Here is a 17,162-nt window from a genome sequence, read left to right as displayed (position 1 = left end):
ATATCAAGGCGTACGAACCAGGCGGTCGCGCGCGCCTGTCACAGGCGTTACTGGCCGAAAACAAACGTAGAAGCGAGCGTAGCTCGCGATGCGCCGCGCGGGCGGCGCGCGATCTCAAATCCCACCAACCTCCCCCGCCCTACACCTCAATGCAAACGCTTGCGACAAATCAACTGCGCAATCTTGGCCGTATCGGGCCGTTCGACCACGCCCCGCTCGGTCACGATCACATCGACCAGGTCCGCTGGCGTCACATCGAATACCGGGTTGTACACCTCGACCTCGGCCGCGACCCGATTGCCGCCCACATCCAGCAACTCGTCGGCCTCGCGCTCTTCCAGCGGGATATCCTCGCCGGTGGCCAGGTTCAGGTCGATGGTGGTACTCGGCGCCACCACCATGAAACGCACGCCATGGTGCATGGCAGCCACCGCCAGTTGGTAGGTGCCGATCTTGCCGGCCACATCGCCGTTGGCGGCGATGCAATCCGCGCCCACCACCACCCAGGTGATGCCCTTGGTCTTCATCAGGTGCGTCATGGCCGAGTCGGCGCACAGCGTCGCCGGGATGCCTTCATGGGCCAGTTCCCAGGCCGTCAGGCGCGAGCCGTGCAGCCAGGGGCGGGTTTCGCCGGCGTACACCCGCTCGACCATACCCTCCAGGTAGGCCGCCCGGATCACCCCCAGCGCGCTGCCGAAACCGCCGCTGGCCAGGGCACCGGCATTGCCGTAGGTGAGCAGGGCCTGGGCGTTGCCCTGCTGCCGGCGGATCAGCTCGATGCCATGCTGGGCCATGGTCAGGTTGGCTTCGCGGTCGCTTTCGTGGATGGCCATCGCCTCGGCCTCCATCGCCGCCAGCACGTCTTCGTCGGCGCGCAGCCGCTGCAGGCGTTCGCGCATGCGGTTGAGCGACCAGAACAGGTTGGCGGCGGTGGGGCGGGCCTCGGCCAGGGCGAGGAAGTCCTCTTCCAGCGCATGCTCCCAGTCCTCGCCCTCGGCCAGGCGCTGGCGCACGGCGAGCACCAGGCCGTAGGCGGCGCTGATGCCGATGGCCGAGGCCCCGCGCACGGCCATCTGGCGGATCGCCTCCACGACCGACGCCACGTCGGTGCAGGCCAGCCAGTGCTCACGCGCAGGCAGCAGGCGCTGGTCGAGCAGATGCAAGGTGCCATCCCGCCATTGGATGCCGGTCACCTTCTCCGCCGCCAAAAGTCGCTCGCGCATCGCCTCTCCCCGTCGTTCGCTGATCAAAAGCGGCCGATTATAGCGAGCCTCTGTCACGGGCGCTCGGGTATACTGCGCGTTCTATTTATCAGAACCAGGTGCCCCACGCATGCCCACAGCCCCCTCCCCCCTCGACCTGCTGCTCGTGCCGGGCTGGCTGGTCCCCGTGGAGCCGGCCGGGGTGGTGCTCGTGGAACACGCGCTGGGCATCCGCGACGGCCTGATCGCCTGGCTCGGCCCGCGCGACCGGGCGCCCGCGGCGCATGAGGTGCGCGAGTTGCCCGATTGCCTGCTGTGTCCGGGGCTGATCAACGCCCACGGCCATGCGGCCATGACCCTGCTGCGCGGCCTGGCCGACGACCTGCCGCTGATGACCTGGCTCAAGGCACACATCTGGCCGGCCGAGGGTCGATGGGTCGATGAAGCCTTCGTGCGCGACGGCACGGACCTGGCCATCGCCGAAATGCTCAAGGGCGGCATCACTTGCTTCGCCGACATGTATTTCTTCCCCCGGGAGGCCTGCGACCGGGTGCACCGCAGCGGTATTCGCGCGCAAATCGCCGTGCCGTTGCTGGACGTCTCCATCCCCGGCGCCCGCACGCCGGACGAAGGCCTGCACCAGGCCATCGAGCTGTTCGACGACCTGCGCCACCACCCGCGCATCAGCATCGCCCTGGGGCCGCACGCGCCCTACACAGTCAGCGACGAGAACCTGGAGAAGATCCGCGTCATCGCCGACCAGCTGGACGCACCGCTGCACATGCACATCCACGAGACCGCCGGCGAAGTCGAACAGGCCGTGGCCGACAGCGGCGAGCGGCCGCTGGCGCGCCTGGCCCGCCTGGGCCTGCTGGGCCCGCGCCTGCAGGCGGTGCACATGACCCAGGTCAGCGACGACGACCTGGCCCTGCTGGTAGAAAGCGACACCAGCGTGGTGCACTGCCCCGAATCCAACCTCAAGCTGGCCAGCGGCTTCTGCCCGGTGGAACGCCTGTGGCAGGCCGGCGTCAATGTGGCAGTGGGCACCGATGGCGCAGCCAGCAACAACGACCTGGACCTGCTCGGCGAAACCCGCACCGCGGCCCTGCTGGCCAAGGCGGTGGCAGGTTCGGCCACGGCACTGGACGCTCACCGGGCGCTGCGCATGGCCACGCTCAACGGCGCCCGCGCCCTGGGCCTCGAGGCCGTCACCGGTTCGCTGGAGCTGGGCAAAGCGGCCGACCTGGTGGCCTTCGACCTGTCGGGGCTGGCCCAGCAGCCGGTCCACGACCCGGTTTCACAATTGATCTACGCCACCGGCCGCGACTGCGCGCGGCACGTCTGGGTCGCCGGCCGGCAACTGCTCGACGAGCGCCGCCTGGTACAGATGGACGAACAGGCCCTGACGGCCACCGCCCGCGCCTGGGGCGCGCGCATCGCAGGCAACGAATGACCGGCTGCCAGCCAAGGCTTGCGCCAGTAGCACTTTTATCGAAGATTCAGAGGATTGTTCCATGAGCAACGTCGACCACGCCGAAATCGCCAAGTTCGAAGCCCTGGCCCACCGTTGGTGGGACCGCGAGAGCGAGTTCAAGCCGCTGCACGACATCAACCCACTGCGGGTCAACTGGATCGACGAGCGCGCGGGCCTGGCCGGCAAGAAAGTACTGGACGTCGGCTGCGGCGGCGGCATCCTCAGTGAGGCCATGGCCCTGCGTGGCGCCAGCGTCACCGGTATCGACATGGGTGAGGCGCCGCTGGCGGTGGCCCAACTGCACCAGCTGGAGTCGGGTGTCGAAGTGCAATACCGGCGCATCACCGCCGAGGACATGGCCGAGGAAATGGCCGGCCAGTTCGACGTGGTCACCTGCCTCGAGATGCTCGAACACGTACCGGACCCATCCTCGGTGATCCGCGCCTGCCACCGCCTGGTCAAGCCTGGCGGCCAGGTGTTCTTCTCCACCATCAACCGCAACCCCAAGGCCTACCTGCTGGCCATCGTCGGCGCCGAGTACATCCTCAAGATGCTGCCGCGCGGCACCCACGACTTCAAGAAATTCATCCGCCCGTCCGAGCTGGGGGCCTGGAGCCGCACCGCAGGCCTGGAGGTCAAGGACATCATCGGCCTGACCTACAACCCGCTGACCAAGCACTACAAGCTCTGCAGCGACGTGGACGTCAACTACATGATCCAGACCCTGCGCGAGGAATGAGCATGCGTTTGCGAGCCGTACTCTTCGACATGGATGGCACCCTGCTGGACACCGCGCCGGACTTCATCGCCATCTGCCAGGGCATGCTGGCTGACCGCGGCCTGCCGGCCATCGACGATCAGCGCATCCGCGACGTGATCTCCGGCGGCGCCCGCGCCATGGTCGCGGCCACCTTCGCCATGGACCCGGACGCCGAAGGCTTCGAGGCCCTGCGCCTGGAGTTCCTGGAGCGCTACCAGCGCGACTGCGCCGTGCACAGCAAGCTGTTCGACGGCATGGCCGAGCTGCTCGAGGACATCGAGAAAGGCAACCTGCTGTGGGGCGTGGTGACCAACAAGCCGGTGCGTTTCGCCGAACCCATCATGCAGCGCCTGGGCCTGGCCGAGCGCTCGGCCCTGCTGATCTGCCCGGACCACGTCAAGAACAGCAAGCCCGACCCCGAGCCGCTGATCCTGGCCTGCAAGACCCTCGACCTGGACCCGGCCAGCGTCCTGTTCGTGGGCGACGACCTGCGCGACATCGAGTCCGGCCGCGACGCCGGCACCCGCACGGCGGCGGTGCGTTATGGCTATATTCATCCTCAGGACAACCCCAACAACTGGGGGGCCGATGTGGTGGTGGACCACCCGTTGGACCTGCGCAAGGTGATCGACAGCGCGCTGTGCGGCTGCTGACCATCTGAATCCAGGGCACCGCTATTCCTGTGGGAGCGGGCTTACCCCCACAAGGGTTCGCGCAAGATTTATGAACAAGGACACCTGACATGTTCGACTACACCGCCCGCCCCGACCTGCTCAAAGGCCGGATCATCCTGGTCACCGGCGCCGGCCGTGGCATCGGTGCCGCCGCCGCCAAGGCCTATGCCGCCCTGGGCGCCACGGTGCTGCTGCTGGGCAAGACCGAGGCCAACCTCAACGAGGTCTACGACCAGATCGAGGCCGCCGGCCACCCGCAGCCGGTGGTGATCCCGTTCAACCTGGAAACCGCCCTGCCCCACCAGTACAACGAGCTGGCGGTGATGATCGAGGACCAGTTCGGGCGCCTCGACGGGCTGCTCAACAACGCCTCGATCATCGGCCCGCGCACGCCGCTGGAGCAGCTCTCGGGCGACAACTTCATGCGGGTGATGCACATCAACGTCAACGCCACCTTCATGTTGACCAGCACCCTGCTGCCGCTGCTCAAGCTGTCCGAGGACGCGTCGGTGGTGTTCACCTCCAGCAGCGTCGGGCGCAAGGGCCGGGCGTACTGGGGTGCCTATGGGGTGTCGAAGTTCGCCACCGAGGGCCTGATGCAGACCCTGGCCGACGAGCTGGAAGGCGTAGCGCCGGTGCGTGCCAACAGCATCAACCCGGGCGCGACCCGCACGGCCATGCGCGCCCAGGCCTACCCGAGCGAGAATCCGCAGAACAACCCACTGCCCGAAGAGATCATGCCGGTGTACCTGTACCTGATGGGGCCGGACAGCGCTGGGGTGAACGGGCAGGCGTTCAACGCTCAATAAGAGCTGCCTGGGCTGACGCAATCGCGGGACAAGCCCGCTCCTACAGGATCGGTACAGGCCTTGGGTTGGCACTGTACCTGTGGGAGCGGGCTTGCCCCGCGATTGGGCCCGTCAGCCGGCCGCCAGTGCCGGCCTCATCCGCTCTTGCTGGCGATGCTCCAGCTGCATGCACCGCTCAAGGAACAGGAACATGCAGTCATAGCTCTTGCAGATGGTCCTGCGCAGCTCGTTCCTGAGCCCCTGGGTGGGGTTCTCCCCGGCCAGCGTGCAGATGATCTCCAGCGCCTCCCAGGGGTGCGCATCATCATACTGCGCATGCAACTTCAGCCACTTCATCGCCCGCTTGCGAATCGCGTCAGGGAAGCCCTGGGCATAGGTGTCGGTCGAGCACACCAAGGCCGCCCACTCACCGGTCGCGCCTTCGATGGCATAGTTGGTGGCAGCCATCGACAGTGCCAGCGACTCGGTGGCGCATACCCGCCAGCACCAATCGTTGAGGCCATTGAGCTCCGGCGGCACCTCCTGGGCTTGCAGGTCGGCCAGGCTGACGCCATGGGCCTGGCACCAGTGCAGCCAGTAGTCGGCATGGTTGAGCTCGACGCGGATGTTGCGCATCAGCCAGCGCCGCGCCATGTCCTCGCCGGGGTGGCGGGCGTAGCGGGTCTTGGTGATGTTGTGGGCCATGTACAGCGAGAACTGCTCGACCACCGGCCAGCCACCGATCAGGTACTGGCGGATGGTGTGCTGCTTGAGTTCACCGTCGCGCAGGCGCTGGTAGAACTCGTGTTCCACCACCCGCCGCTTGCTTTCACGGCAGTCTTCGAGCAGTTGCTGGGCCCAGGCGGGGTAACTTGCAGGGTCCATCAGAGGACCGATCCGAACGAATGTATCAATCACTTTCCAGCTCCTTGAATCATGTGATCATCCGGACGGCTCCTTTTTTAACGAAAGGTCCCAGGCGCCCGGTGTAACAGGGGCCTTGCGGCTATTCGTTGGCGTCGTAGGCTGTCGCAGGTGAACACCTGCGGCCGCTCGATGAGGTAACCCTGGGCATAATCCACACCGATCTCCTGCAACGCCTGCTCGATCAACGGCGTCTCGACGAACTCGGCGATGGTCCGCTTGCCCATGACATGGCCGATGTGATTGATCACCTCGACCATGGCGCGGTTAATGGGGTCATCGAGCATGTCTTTGACGAAACTTCCGTCGATCTTCAGGAAGTCTACAGGCAGATGTTTCAAGTACGCGAATGACGACATCCCGGCACAGAAGTCGTCCAGGGAGAACTTGCAGCCCAGGCCTTTCAATTCATTGATGAAGCGAATGGCACTGCCGAGATTGGCGATAGCGCTGGTCTCGGTAATTTCGAAACAGACCAGCCGCGGCGGTATGCGGAACTCCTCGAACAGGTGCTGCAGGTACTCCAGGAACTTGTCATCGCCGATGCTCGAACCCGACAGGTTGATGGCGCACATGGCCAGCGGGCCATCCCGGCCTTCGTCCAGGCTCTGGCGGATGACCTGGAACACGTTGCGCACCACCCAGCGATCCAGGGCAGTCATCATGCCGTAGCGCTCGGCGGCAGGAATGAAGGTGCTGGGCAGGATGGTGCGGCCGCTTTCGTCATGCAGGCGCAGCAGGATCTCCAGATGCCCCGGCCCCTCGATAGCAGTCAGCGGGGCGATTTCCTGGGCATACAGGCAGAAACGGTTTTCCTCCAGGGCCACATGCAGACGCTGGATCCAGGCCATTTCGCCGAAGCGCAGCGACAGTTCGCTGTCGTCGGGGTGGTACACCTGCACCCGGTTGCGCCCCTTTTCCTTGGCCATGTAGCAGGCCATGTCGGCGGCGCGCAGAGACGCCTCCAGGGTGCCGGCCGGCTGGGCGATGTGCACAAGGCCGATGCTCACGGTGGTGACGAAGGGCCGCCCCTTCCACACGAAGTGCAGGGTCTGCACGGCCTGGCGCAGCTGCTCGGCGATGCGCTCGGCCTGCTCCGACGGGCAGTTTTCCAGCAACACACCGAATTCGTCGCCGCCCAGGCGCGCCAGGGTGTCGCCTTCGCGCAGGCCCGCCTGCAGCACCGCACAGATATGCCGCAACAGCTCATCGCCCGCGGCATGGCCACTGGTGTCATTGACCAGCTTGAACTGGTCCAGGTCCAGGAACATCAATGAATGCCGCCCGGGCTGACGGGTCAGGCCGTTGAGCGCCTGTTCCAGGCGGTATTCGAACTCGCGACGGTTGGCGAGGCCGGTCAAGGCATCGTGGGTCGCCTGCCAGGACAGGTTGGCGATGTACTGGCGCTCCTGGGTCATGTCGTGCAGCGCCAGCACCAGGCCGGTCACCTGGTTGTCGCTGTAGATCGGCGAACCCACCAGGTTGATCGACACCGTGCTGCCATCCAGGCGCTGGATCAGCCGGGCATGCTCGGAGCCCCCCTTGAGGCTGCCGCTGAGCACCTGCTCGACCAAGGTGCGGTTGTCATGCTCGGCATGCTCGTCCACCAGGCTGAACAACGCCGTCAGGGGCATCCCCTGGGCTTGGCCGGCCGGCCAGTGGGTGAGCAGTTCGGCAGCGGGGTTCATGTAGACGATGAGGCCGTCGACGTCGGTGGTGATCACCGCATCGCCGATCGACTGCAAGGTGATCTGCGCGCGCTCGCGCTCGGCCTGCAGGGCCTGGGCGAAGGCCTGGCGCTGGCCCAGCAGCTTGCTCGAACGGCGCCAGGCGATGGTGATCAGGAACAAGGCCGTGGCCAGGTTGGTGATCAGCAGCACGCGCAACAGCATGCGCGAACCTTCCCCCAGGGCATCGCTGAAGGCTCTGGCGGCCGGCGTCACGCCTTCATTGATGGCAACGATGCGGGCCCGCCAGGCGTTGACTTGCGCCGGGGTGACCTGGCCCTGGGTGAAACCTGCACGCATTTCGTTGGCCACCACGTCCAGTTGGCGCAGGTAGTCGTCGCCGATGTCCCAGTAGGCGATGGCCGTTTCCATGTAGCTGATGTGGCGAAAGTTGCGATAGAACCAGATGATCCGGGTGACGTCCTCGGGGTGGTTGCCCCCTTGCAGGATGCCCTTGCGTGCGGCTTCGACGTCCGGGTTGGACTGGTCCAGCGCCAGGCGCAACTCGCGGTCGCCCTTGGGCACCTCGGTGGCCTGCAGGTAGCGCTGGTAGGTGCGCTCGTCGCGGGTATCGGCATACAGGCTGAGGTAGTAGATGGCGTCCTTCTGGGCTTTGGACCACAGGCTTTCACCCGCGACATAGGCACGCACGGCGGACATGGCATAAAGGCTCATGCTGCCCAGCAGCACCTGGAAAATCACAACAGCGACGAACGGCCAGGTGATGCCCAGCAACTTCGGCGCTTCGAGAGTCCGATTTCCCTTCATGTAATCCTTGTCACCGAACAGGTAGGCGCATGTCGACCCAGACAAGCACAGCGTAGGCCATTTGCCAGGGATTCGACGGGTATTTTAGAGCCTGGGAGGGGCCGGGAGGGGCCACTGCTTGGCCCAATCGCGGGGCAAGCCCGCTCCCACAGGGGTGTTCAGGTCTGCTGCAAATGCCCATACAGTTTGGCATACAGGCCACCCTCGGCGATCAACTGCTGGTGGTCGCCATCCTCGGCCACATGCCCACCGTCGAACACCAGCACCCGGTCCGCCTGCTTAACCGCAGACAAGCGGTGGGCGATGATCAAGGTGGTACGCCCGTTCAGGAAACACGCCATGGCCTGGTGCAGGTTGTACTCGGTGGCGGCGTCCAGGGCTGAGGTGGCTTCGTCGAGGATCACCACCTTGGGCTCGGCCAGGATCATGCGGGCGATCGCCAGGCGCTGGCGCTGGCCGCCCGACAGGCGCACGCCGGACCGCCCCACCACGCTGTCCAGCCCCTGGGGCAAGGCAGCGATGGTGGCATCCAGCTGGGCGATGCGCAGGGCCTGCCAGCAGGCCTCGTCGCTGCAGTCGCGGCCCAGGGTGAGGTTGGCGCGCACGCTGTCGTTGAACAGCGAAGGGTGCTGCAACACCACCGCGACATTCTCGCGCAGGGTCTCATAGCCGATTTCCTGAAGGCTCGCACCGCCGAAGCGGATGGTACCGGCCTGGGCGCTGTACAGGCCCAGCAGCAGCTGCACCAGGGTGCTCTTGCCGCCGCCGCTGGCCCCCACGATCGCCACCTTCTCGCCGGCGGCGATGGACAGGTCCAAGTGTTCCAGCACCGGCTCCTCGGCATAGGCGAAGCGCAGGTCGCGCACCTCGATGCCGACCGTGTCGCGCCCGGCGAAGGGGTCCACCGCTGCCGGGTACTGGGGCTCGTCGGCCCGCGCCAGCAGCTCGTTGAGCCGGCTCAGGGCGCCGCCGGCGGCGTAATAGGCGTACTGCAGGTTGAGCAACTGCTCCACCGGCCCGATCATGAACCACAGGTAGCTGAACACCGCCAGCATCTGGCCGATGGACAAGTCGGAGAACAGCACCGTGAGCATCGCCGCGGCGCGGAAGATATCGATGCCGAACTGGAACAGCAGCCCGCTGGCACGGCCGCTGGCGTCGCTTTTCCACTGCGAGGCCACGGCATAGTCGCGCACCTCCCGGGCCCGCAGGCCAAGGCGGCCGAGGAAATAGCCCTGGCGGTTGCCGGCGCGCACCTCCTGGATGGCGTCCAGGGTCTCGGCCAGGGCCTGGGTGAAGCGCGCGGTGCTGTCGTTCTCCAGTTTCTTCAGGTGCTTGACCCGCTTGCCCAGTTGCACGGTGAAATAGATCACCAGCGGGTTGAACAGCAGGATCAGCATGGCCAGCTGCCAGTGCATCCAGATCAGGATGGCGGCGGTACCGGTGAGGGTGAGCACGGCCACCAGGAAGCGGCTGAGGGTCTCGCCGACGAATTTGTCCAAGGTGTCCAGGTCGGTGACCAGGTGCGTGGTCACGGTCCCGCTGCCCAGGCTTTCGTACTCCTTGAGGGAGATCCGCTTGAGCCGCTCGATCAGGCGGATGCGCAAACGGTACACGATGTCCTTGGCCAGGCCCGCGAACAGCTTGGCCTGGACCACGTTGAAGGCCAGCGCGGCCAGCCGCAGGCCGAGGGTGGCGAACAGCATCAGGCCGATGTAGCCGGCCGCCACTTGCCAGCTGCCGGGCAGGAAGTGGTTCATCCACTTGAGCGCGGCGTCGCCATGGCCCAGCAGCACTTCGTCCACCAGCAACGGCAGCAGCAACGGGATCGGCACGCTGCACAAGGCGGCGAGCACGGCCACCAGGTTGGCGGTCCACAGGGCTTTCTTGTGGTGCAGGGCCAGGCGGCGGATTTCCGCCCAGCTCAAGCGATCGGGCACAGCGGGGGCCTTCCCCGGCACAGGGTCGGACGACCCCGGCAGGTCAAGCACAAGCGGCCTGCTGCAGCCAGCGGCCGAGCAAGGGTTGCAGGCGCTCCAGCGGCTGGTAGCCGTTGGTCAGCAGGGCCAGCTGGCCATTGCGCTCGGCCAGCAGGGTCGGGAAGCCGGCGATGCCGAGGTCTTGCACCCAACTGAAGTCGGCCGCGGTGGCGGTACGGGTATCGGGGCTGGAGAACGCTTCGGCGAAACGTGCACGGTCGAAACCGACCTGTTCGGCCAATTCCACCAGTTGCGGGGCGCGGGTGACGTCCACGCCCTGCTCATAGAAGGCCTGCTGGATCGCTGCCAGCAATGGCCAGGCCCGCTCGGCATCGAGCTCGCGGGCAGCCACCAGGGCGCGGCAGGCAGGCTCGGTGTCGTAGACGAAGCCGTCGGGCATGGCCCCCTCGAAGCGAAAAGCCTGGCCGGTGGCCTCGGCGACCGCCTGCCAGTGCTCGAGGATGTAGCGGCGGGTCGAGGCGTCCAGGGCACTGCTGCCCGAGCGCAGCCCGCCGGGCACCAGGCGCGTCGGCACGCCGGCCGCACGGGCCTGGGCGATCAGCGCCTCGGCGACCGGGGCGAAGCCCCAGCACCAGGAGCACATCGGGTCCATCACATACAGCAGGCGTGCGGACATGCAGTCAGGCCTCGGCTTTGTAGTTGTAACCGATCGGGTGAGGCAGGTTGCGCGCCTTGGCCAGCTCGATCTGCTTCTGCCGGTCGATGGCGCTGCGCCGGGTCTTCTCGCTCAGGCTGTCCCAGCAATGCGGGCAGCTGATGCCTGGCGAATAGTGCTCGGACGCACGGTCCTCCACGCTGATCGGGTGGCGGCAGGCATGGCACTGGTCGTACTCGCCCTCGGTCAGGTCATGGCGCACCGTGACGCGGTTGTCGAAGACGAAGCAGTCGCCGTCCCAGAGGCTTTCTTCCTGAGGCACTTCCTCGAAGTATTTCAGGATGCCGCCCTTAAGATGATAGACCTCCTCGAAGCCTTCACCGAGCATGTAGCTGGAGGCTTTTTCACAGCGGATACCGCCGGTGCAGAACATCGCAACCTTCTTGTGCCGGCTGGGGTCGAAGTTGGCCTTGATGTACTCGGGGAACTGGCGGAAGGTCTCGGTCTTGGGGTCGATGGCGCCCTTGAAGGTGCCGATGGCCACTTCGTAGTCGTTGCGGGTGTCGATCAGCAGCACCTCGGGGTCGCTGATCAGGGCGTTCCAGTCCTTGGGCTCGACGTAGGTGCCGACCTTGTGGTTCGGGTCCACGCCCGGCACGCCCAGGGTGACGATCTCTTTCTTGAGCTTGACCTTGGTGCGGTAGAACGGCTGCTCGTCGCAGTAGGATTCCTTGTGGTCGATGTCCACCAGGCGCGGGTCGCTGCGCAGCCAGGCGAGCAGGCCGTCGATGCCTTCACGGGTGCCCGAGACGGTGCCGTTGATGCCTTCGAGGGCCAGCAGCAAGGTGCCTTTGACGCCGTTGTCGACCATGGTCTTGAGCAGCGGCTCGCGCAGCTCGACGTAGTCTTCCAGAGTGACGAACTTGTACAGCGCCGCCACGACGATAGCTTGGGTCATGAATCGATTCTCCAGGTGGTCGCCCTCGTAAGGGGCGGACCGGATGACAAATTACCATTTTCAGAAATGCAATCGCGGGACAAGCCCGCTCCCACAGGTACAGCGCCGCCTTGAAAACGGCGCTGTACCTGTGGGAGCGGGCTTGTCCCGCGATCAGGCCGCCAGGCGGCCCAAGAATGCGAAGTCTACCAGAATGCCGGGAAGTATTCAGTGCCCGCCGCCGGCGCACACCGGCGAGGCCGGTGCGACACCGACCGCCGCCCATTCCTCCGGGGTATAGGTGTGGATGGCCAGGGCATGGATCTGCCCCATCAGTTCACCCATGGTGGCGTAGACCTTCTGGTGGCGCTTGACGCTGTTCAACCCGGCGAACTGCTCGCTGACCAGCACCGCCTTGTAGTGGGTCTCCTGGCCACGGCTGTGCATGTGGCTTTCGTTGTGCACTTCAAGGTGCTGCGTGGCCAGCGGCGCCAGCTGCTGTTCGATGCGTTGCTGCATGCTCATCGGGCGTTACTCACTTCTTCGCGGGTGCGGCCTTGCCGGCGTTGGGGTCCAGTTCCTTGGTCATGTCGTCGAGCAACTTGTTGACCACAGGCACCGCAGGCTCGAGCTTGGCCTGGGTCATCTGGGCCGACTGCTGGGTGACCTTGGGCATCTCGCGCATGACCTTGCGGCCCAGCGGCGACTCGTAGAACTTGACCAGGTCCTTGAGCTCGGCCTCGGTGAAGGTGTCGGTGTACAGCTTGACCATGTCCGGCTTGATCTTGTTCCAGCCGATGGCGTTGTCCAGGGCGGCGTTGGCCTTGGCCTGGTAGCTCTCCAGCACGGCTTGCTTGGAGGTCGGTGCCTTGGTCTGGGCGAAGCGCTGGGCGAACATCTGCTGGACCTGCATGTAGACCGGGGTGCCCAGCTTGTCAGCGTTGGCCAGGGTCAGGAATTTTTCCGCGGCGGCGTTGTGGCTGGCGGTGGCGGCCAGGACCTGGCCACTGGCGAAGGCCAGGGTAACGGCGGCGGCGGCGCAAAGGGCACGGAGACGGGTCATTGCATTTCCTTCAAGAGAGGGAGGGGTTACCTCAGAGAAGAGCATTCTGCGCCGCAGCGGGCACAGTGCTCAAGTGGCGCGACGAGCGACGGAACCGCTCTGTCGATTCAGGGCCTAAACTGCGGTTTCGGACTGACAAAGGAGTGAACGCAGTATGAGCCGTATCGAGACAGACAGCCTGGGCCCGGTCGAAGTTCCAGAGGACGCCTACTGGGGCGCGCAGACCCAGCGTTCGCTGATCAACTTCGCCATCGGCAAGGAGCGCATGCCCCTGGCCGTGCTGCACGCCCTGGCCCTGGTCAAGAAGGCCGCCGCGCGCGTCAACGACCGCAACGGCGACCTGCCGGCGGACATCGCCCGGCTCATCGAGCAGGCTGCTGACGAAGTGCTCGCCGGTGAACATGACGACCAGTTCCCGCTCGTCGTCTGGCAGACCGGCAGCGGCACCCAGAGCAACATGAACGTCAACGAGGTGATCGCCGGCCGCGCCAACGAGCTGGCCGGCAAGGGCCGTGGCGGCAAGACGCCGGTGCACCCGAACGACCACGTCAACCGCTCCCAGAGCTCCAACGACTGCTTCCCGACCGCCATGCACATCGCCGCCGCCCAGGCGGTGCACCACAAGCTGCTGCCGGCGATCGCCGAGCTGTCAGCGGGGCTGGCGGAGCTGTCGGCGCGCCACCAGCACCTGGTCAAGACCGGCCGCACCCACATGATGGACGCCACCCCCATCACCTTCGGCCAGGAGCTGTCGGCGTTCGTCGCCCAGCTCGACTACGCCCAGCGGGCGATCCGCGCCAGCCTGCCGGCGGTGTGCGAACTGGCCCAAGGCGGGACTGCGGTGGGCACGGGCCTGAACGCCCCGCACGGGTTCGCCGAGGCCATCGCCGCGGAGCTGGCAGCGCTGTCGGGCCTGCCCTTCGTCACCGCGCCGAACAAGTTCGCCGCCCTCGCCGGCCATGAGCCGCTGACCACCCTGGCCGGCGCCCTCAAGACCCTCGCCGTGGCCCTGATGAAGATCGCCAACGACCTGCGCCTGCTCGGCTCGGGGCCCCGGGCGGGGCTGGCCGAGGTACGCCTGCCGGCCAACGAGCCGGGCAGCTCGATCATGCCGGGCAAGGTCAACCCGACCCAGTGCGAGGCGCTGTCGATGCTGGCCTGCCAGGTGCTGGGCAACGATGCCGCCATCGGCTTTGCCGCCAGCCAGGGGCATTTGCAACTGAACGTGTTCAAGCCGGTGATCATTCATAACCTGCTGCAGTCTATCGAGCTGCTGGCCGATGGCTGCCACAACTTCCAGCAGCACTGCGTGGCGGGCATCGAACCGGACGCCGAGCAGATGGCCGCGCACCTGGAGCGGGGGCTGATGCTGGTGACGGCGCTGAACCCGCACATTGGCTACGACAAGGCCGCGGAGATCGCCAAGAAGGCCTATAGCGAAGGCAAGACGTTGCGTGAGGCGGCACTGGAGCTGAAGTACCTGACCAACGAGCAATTCGACCAGTGGGTGAGGCCGGAGAACATGCTGGCTCCGGGGGCCAAAGGCTGATCCTACAGGGCGCGTGCGCGCATTCTGGCCCGTCGCGCACGCCACCCGGCCACCAAGGAAGGCCCCAGGGCCACCAGCGCCGAGCCCAGCACCACCGTCACCGCCCCCACATATCCCAGGGCATTGATGTCTTCGGCATGCACATACGCCGGCCACAACCAGGCCGCCAGCGCCACCGCGACGAAGGTCACCAGCGGCGTCAGCGCCAAGGTCGCGCTCACCCGCGAAGCTTCCCAATGGGCCAGCGCCTCGGCGAAGGCGCCATAGGCCACCAGGGTGTTGAGGCAGCACGCCAGCAACAACCACCCCTGCAGCGGGCTCAACTGCAGTGCTTCCAGTGGATGCACCCAGGGCGTGAGCAGCACCGCGCAGCACAGGTAGATCACCATCATCACCTGCTGCGAATGCCACACCGTCAGCAGTTGCTTCTGGCTCAGGGCGTAGAACACCCAGATGCTGGTGGCCAGGATGATGGTCAGCACGCCGGTGGTGTAGGTGCCCAGCGAGGTCAGCAGTTCTTCCAGGCGCTGGTTGAAGAACAGGCCGAAACCGGCCAGCAGTACCAGCAAGCCCATGCCCTGCCCCAGGCTGAAGCGCTCCTTGAACACGAACACGCTGGCCACCAGCAGCAATACCGGGCCGAGCTGTACCACCAGTTGCGCGGTACCGGGGCTGAGCAGGTTGAGCCCGACCAGGTACAGGACGTAGTTGCCCACCAGCCCGCACACGGCCACCGCCACCAGGCCATAGCCCTTGCGCCCCAGCTTGTCGAACGAGGGCAGGCGCCGGTTGGCCGCGAGCCAGGCGAACAGCAGGCCGCCGGATACCAGCAGGCGGTACCAGGTGACGGTGACCGGGTCCATCACCTGCAGGACCTGCTTTAGCTTGATCGGCAGGATGCCCCAGAGCAGCGCGGTCAGAAGTGCCAGGAACAGGCCGTAGACCCAGCGTCCGGAAGAAATGTGCATAGCGTCCTCGAATCAGGCCCATGGGAAGGGTGTGGAAATTCTACGGGGTTTGGAGTACCCGGCTGGGGAAAAGTGGCGGGAAAATAATTCATCGGGTTATTCCGGGAAGGCATGGGTGCCTGTCATGCCCCAATCGCCGGCAAGCCGGCTCCCACTTTTCAGCGGCACCGTCGTACCTGTAGGAGCCGGCCTGCCGGCGATTGGGGCTACTTCTTGTCTTTGGCGAACGCCGCCTCCAGCGCCTGGTTGATCGTCCTGAGCACCTTCACCCGCGCCCAACGCTTGTCATTGGCTTCCACCAACGTCCACGGCGCGATCTCGGTGCTGGTCCGGTCGACCATGTCCCCCACCGCCTCGGCATACACCTCCCATTTGTCGCGGTTGCGCCAGTCCTCCTCGGTGATCTTGTAGCGCTTGAAGGGGATCTGCTCGCGCTCCTCGAAGCGCTCCAACTGGGTCTGCGGGTCGATCGCCAGCCAGAACTTGACCACCACCACGCCGGCATTGGTCAGTTGTTCCTCGAAGTCGTTGATCTCGCCGTAGGCACGCATCCAGTCGGCCGGTGTGCAGAACCCCTCGACCCGCTCCACCAGTACCCGGCCATACCAGGAGCGATCGAAGATGGTGAACTTGCCGCGCGCCGGGATATGTCGCCAGAAACGCCATAGGTACGGCTGGGCGCGCTCCTCCTCGGTGGGCGCGGCCACTGGCACGATGCGGTACTGGCGAGGGTCGAGCGCGGCCGCCACGCGGCGGATCGCCCCACCCTTGCCTGCCGCGTCGTTGCCCTCGAACACCGCCACCAGGGCGTGCCGACGCATCTGCTTGTGGCGCAGCAGGCCGGCCAGGCGCGCCTGCTCGGTCACCAGTTGTTCCTGGTAGTCGGCCTTGTCCAGGCGCCGGCTCAGGTCCAGGGCACCGAGCAGGCTCTTCTGGTCGATGCTGCGGCCCAGCGGGGCGACGTTGCCCTGGTGCTTGGTGCTCGGTGCGCTGGCCAGCGCGGCCTGAAGGCTCTCCAGCAGAATGCGCCCCACCGCCAGGCTGCGGTAGTACGGGTCGACGCCCTCGATCACGTGCCAGGGCGCATAGTCACGGCTGGTGCGGCGCAGCACGCGCTCACCGAAACGCACGAAACGGTCGTAAGTCTGAGACTGTTGCCAGTCCAGTGGGCTGATGCGCCAGCTGTGCAGCGGGTCGTCCTTGAGCGCCTTGAGCCGGGCCTTCATCTGCTTCTTGGAGAGGTGGAACCAGAACTTGATGATCAGCGCGCCCTCATCGCAGAGCATCTGCTCCAGGCGCTCGGCACCGGTGATGGCCTGGTCAAGCACGGCGTCCTTGAACAGGCCATGCACCCGCCCCTGGAGCATCTGGCTGTACCAGTTGCCGAAGAACACACCCATCCGCCCTTTCGGCGGCAGGGCCCGCCAGTAGCGCCAGGCCGGGGGGCGGGCCAGTTCTTCGTCGGTTTGCTGGTCGAAGGTGCGCACCTCGATCAGGCGCGGATCCATCCATTCGTTGAGCAACTTGACCGTCTCGCCCTTGCCGGCACCTTCGATGCCGTTGATCAGCACGATCACCGGAAAGCGCGCCTGCTGCTTGAGTTCGTACTGCGCCTCGAGCAGTGCCTCGCGCAACGCGGGCACTTCGGCGTCGTACGCCTCCTTGTCGATGCTGTGTCCTATTTCGGCGGATTCGAACATGGGTGGCCTTGGCTCCTTCACTGGATAAGCAAG

At 65.9% G+C, this 17,162-nt stretch carries 15 protein-coding genes; 5 read left to right on the top strand and 10 right to left on the bottom strand.

What is annotated here, in order from left to right; all coding sequences use genetic code 11:
- Positions 1-146: 146 nt before the first annotated feature.
- Positions 147-1,223 carry an S-methyl-5-thioribose-1-phosphate isomerase gene (gene mtnA, locus ACXHGZ_RS05050; RefSeq protein WP_324816942.1) on the bottom strand — a complete coding sequence of 359 codons (1,077 nt, stop codon included), beginning with the start codon at positions 1,221-1,223 and terminating at the stop codon, positions 147-149.
- A 109-nt stretch (positions 1,224-1,332) separates the two neighbouring features.
- On the opposite strand from mtnA, the gene ACXHGZ_RS05045 reads away from it, so the two are divergent.
- The 4 genes from ACXHGZ_RS05045 to ACXHGZ_RS05030 all read left to right on the top strand — a co-directional run bounded on the left by ACXHGZ_RS05045 (position 1,333) and on the right by ACXHGZ_RS05030 (position 4,919).
- Positions 1,333-2,655: a TRZ/ATZ family hydrolase gene (locus ACXHGZ_RS05045; protein WP_084854912.1), complete on the top strand. Its 1,323-nt coding sequence runs from the start codon at positions 1,333-1,335 to the stop codon at positions 2,653-2,655.
- A gap of 61 nt (positions 2,656-2,716) precedes the next feature.
- Complete coding sequence (gene ubiG / locus ACXHGZ_RS05040) at positions 2,717-3,415, top strand: bifunctional 2-polyprenyl-6-hydroxyphenol methylase/3-demethylubiquinol 3-O-methyltransferase UbiG (RefSeq protein ID WP_224458303.1); 699 nt, start codon at positions 2,717-2,719, stop codon at positions 3,413-3,415.
- A gap of 2 nt (positions 3,416-3,417) precedes the next feature.
- Positions 3,418-4,089, top strand: a complete 672-nt coding sequence (mupP, locus tag ACXHGZ_RS05035) for an N-acetylmuramic acid 6-phosphate phosphatase MupP (RefSeq protein ID WP_224458302.1) — start codon at positions 3,418-3,420, stop codon at positions 4,087-4,089.
- 89 nt (positions 4,090-4,178) lie between these two features.
- Positions 4,179-4,919 carry a YciK family oxidoreductase gene (locus tag ACXHGZ_RS05030; RefSeq protein ID WP_084854909.1) on the top strand — a complete coding sequence of 247 codons (741 nt, stop codon included), beginning with the start codon at positions 4,179-4,181 and terminating at the stop codon, positions 4,917-4,919.
- A 111-nt stretch (positions 4,920-5,030) separates the two neighbouring features.
- Here the strand turns inward: ACXHGZ_RS05030 and ACXHGZ_RS05025 are convergent, their stop codons facing one another.
- From ACXHGZ_RS05025 to ACXHGZ_RS04995, 7 genes are all read right to left on the bottom strand, one after another.
- The gene (locus tag ACXHGZ_RS05025; RefSeq protein WP_480462713.1) at positions 5,031-5,816 is read right to left on the bottom strand and encodes an iron-containing redox enzyme family protein; all 786 of its coding nucleotides are present in this window, start codon (positions 5,814-5,816) and stop codon (positions 5,031-5,033) included.
- 44 nt (positions 5,817-5,860) lie between these two features.
- The gene (locus ACXHGZ_RS05020; RefSeq protein WP_480462712.1) at positions 5,861-8,317 is read right to left on the bottom strand and encodes an EAL domain-containing protein; all 2,457 of its coding nucleotides are present in this window, start codon (positions 8,315-8,317) and stop codon (positions 5,861-5,863) included.
- A gap of 158 nt (positions 8,318-8,475) precedes the next feature.
- Complete coding sequence (locus tag ACXHGZ_RS05015) at positions 8,476-10,308, bottom strand: ABC transporter ATP-binding protein (protein WP_480462711.1); 1,833 nt, start codon at positions 10,306-10,308, stop codon at positions 8,476-8,478.
- Positions 10,301-10,933, bottom strand: coding sequence for a DsbA family protein (locus ACXHGZ_RS05010; protein WP_480462709.1), 633 nt, complete (start codon positions 10,931-10,933; stop codon positions 10,301-10,303). Before ACXHGZ_RS05010 ends, ACXHGZ_RS05015 begins: the two co-directional genes overlap by 8 nt.
- A 4-nt stretch (positions 10,934-10,937) precedes the next feature.
- Positions 10,938-11,870: an oxygen-dependent tRNA uridine(34) hydroxylase TrhO gene (gene trhO / locus ACXHGZ_RS05005; protein ID WP_480462707.1), complete on the bottom strand. Its 933-nt coding sequence runs from the start codon at positions 11,868-11,870 to the stop codon at positions 10,938-10,940.
- A gap of 207 nt (positions 11,871-12,077) precedes the next feature.
- Positions 12,078-12,374, bottom strand: coding sequence for a BolA family protein (locus ACXHGZ_RS05000; protein ID WP_196145737.1), 297 nt, complete (start codon positions 12,372-12,374; stop codon positions 12,078-12,080).
- Between the two features lie 10 nt (positions 12,375-12,384).
- On the bottom strand, positions 12,385-12,912 hold the full coding sequence (locus ACXHGZ_RS04995) for a DUF2059 domain-containing protein (RefSeq protein WP_084854902.1): 528 nt from the start codon (positions 12,910-12,912) through the stop codon (positions 12,385-12,387).
- A gap of 154 nt (positions 12,913-13,066) precedes the next feature.
- Between ACXHGZ_RS04995 and ACXHGZ_RS04990 the strand changes: the two genes are divergently transcribed.
- Positions 13,067-14,461 (top strand): class II fumarate hydratase, encoded by a 1,395-nt coding sequence (locus ACXHGZ_RS04990; RefSeq protein ID WP_084854901.1) that lies wholly within the window; start codon positions 13,067-13,069, stop codon positions 14,459-14,461.
- Between the two features lie 2 nt (positions 14,462-14,463).
- Here the strand turns inward: ACXHGZ_RS04990 and ACXHGZ_RS04985 are convergent, their stop codons facing one another.
- Positions 14,464-15,429 (bottom strand): DMT family transporter, encoded by a 966-nt coding sequence (locus tag ACXHGZ_RS04985; RefSeq protein ID WP_480462705.1) that lies wholly within the window; start codon positions 15,427-15,429, stop codon positions 14,464-14,466.
- Between the two features lie 206 nt (positions 15,430-15,635).
- Positions 15,636-17,129 (bottom strand): polyphosphate:AMP phosphotransferase, encoded by a 1,494-nt coding sequence (pap, locus tag ACXHGZ_RS04980; protein ID WP_084854899.1) that lies wholly within the window; start codon positions 17,127-17,129, stop codon positions 15,636-15,638.
- Positions 17,130-17,162: the final 33 nt, after the last annotated feature.

The organism is Pseudomonas shiyinii (assembly GCF_056725765.1).
Note: the sequence above shows the minus strand (reverse complement) of the source record. Positions and strands in the feature narration are given on the sequence as shown.

Coding starts and splice junctions, on each gene's coding strand:
- mtnA (WP_324816942.1), bottom strand. CDS start 1,223: ATGCGCGAGCGACTTTTGGCGGCGGAGAAGGTGACCGGCATCCAATGG.
- ACXHGZ_RS05045 (WP_084854912.1), top strand. CDS start 1,333: ATGCCCACAGCCCCCTCCCCCCTCGACCTGCTGCTCGTGCCGGGCTGG.
- ubiG (WP_224458303.1), top strand. CDS start 2,717: ATGAGCAACGTCGACCACGCCGAAATCGCCAAGTTCGAAGCCCTGGCC.
- mupP (WP_224458302.1), top strand. CDS start 3,418: ATGCGTTTGCGAGCCGTACTCTTCGACATGGATGGCACCCTGCTGGAC.
- ACXHGZ_RS05030 (WP_084854909.1), top strand. CDS start 4,179: ATGTTCGACTACACCGCCCGCCCCGACCTGCTCAAAGGCCGGATCATC.
- ACXHGZ_RS05020 (WP_480462712.1), bottom strand. CDS start 8,317: ATGAAGGGAAATCGGACTCTCGAAGCGCCGAAGTTGCTGGGCATCACC.
- ACXHGZ_RS05010 (WP_480462709.1), bottom strand. CDS start 10,933: ATGTCCGCACGCCTGCTGTATGTGATGGACCCGATGTGCTCCTGGTGC.
- trhO (WP_480462707.1), bottom strand. CDS start 11,870: ATGACCCAAGCTATCGTCGTGGCGGCGCTGTACAAGTTCGTCACTCTG.
- ACXHGZ_RS05000 (WP_196145737.1), bottom strand. CDS start 12,374: ATGAGCATGCAGCAACGCATCGAACAGCAGCTGGCGCCGCTGGCCACG.
- ACXHGZ_RS04995 (WP_084854902.1), bottom strand. CDS start 12,912: ATGACCCGTCTCCGTGCCCTTTGCGCCGCCGCCGCCGTTACCCTGGCC.
- ACXHGZ_RS04990 (WP_084854901.1), top strand. CDS start 13,067: ATGAGCCGTATCGAGACAGACAGCCTGGGCCCGGTCGAAGTTCCAGAG.
- ACXHGZ_RS04985 (WP_480462705.1), bottom strand. CDS start 15,429: ATGCACATTTCTTCCGGACGCTGGGTCTACGGCCTGTTCCTGGCACTT.
- pap (WP_084854899.1), bottom strand. CDS start 17,129: ATGTTCGAATCCGCCGAAATAGGACACAGCATCGACAAGGAGGCGTAC.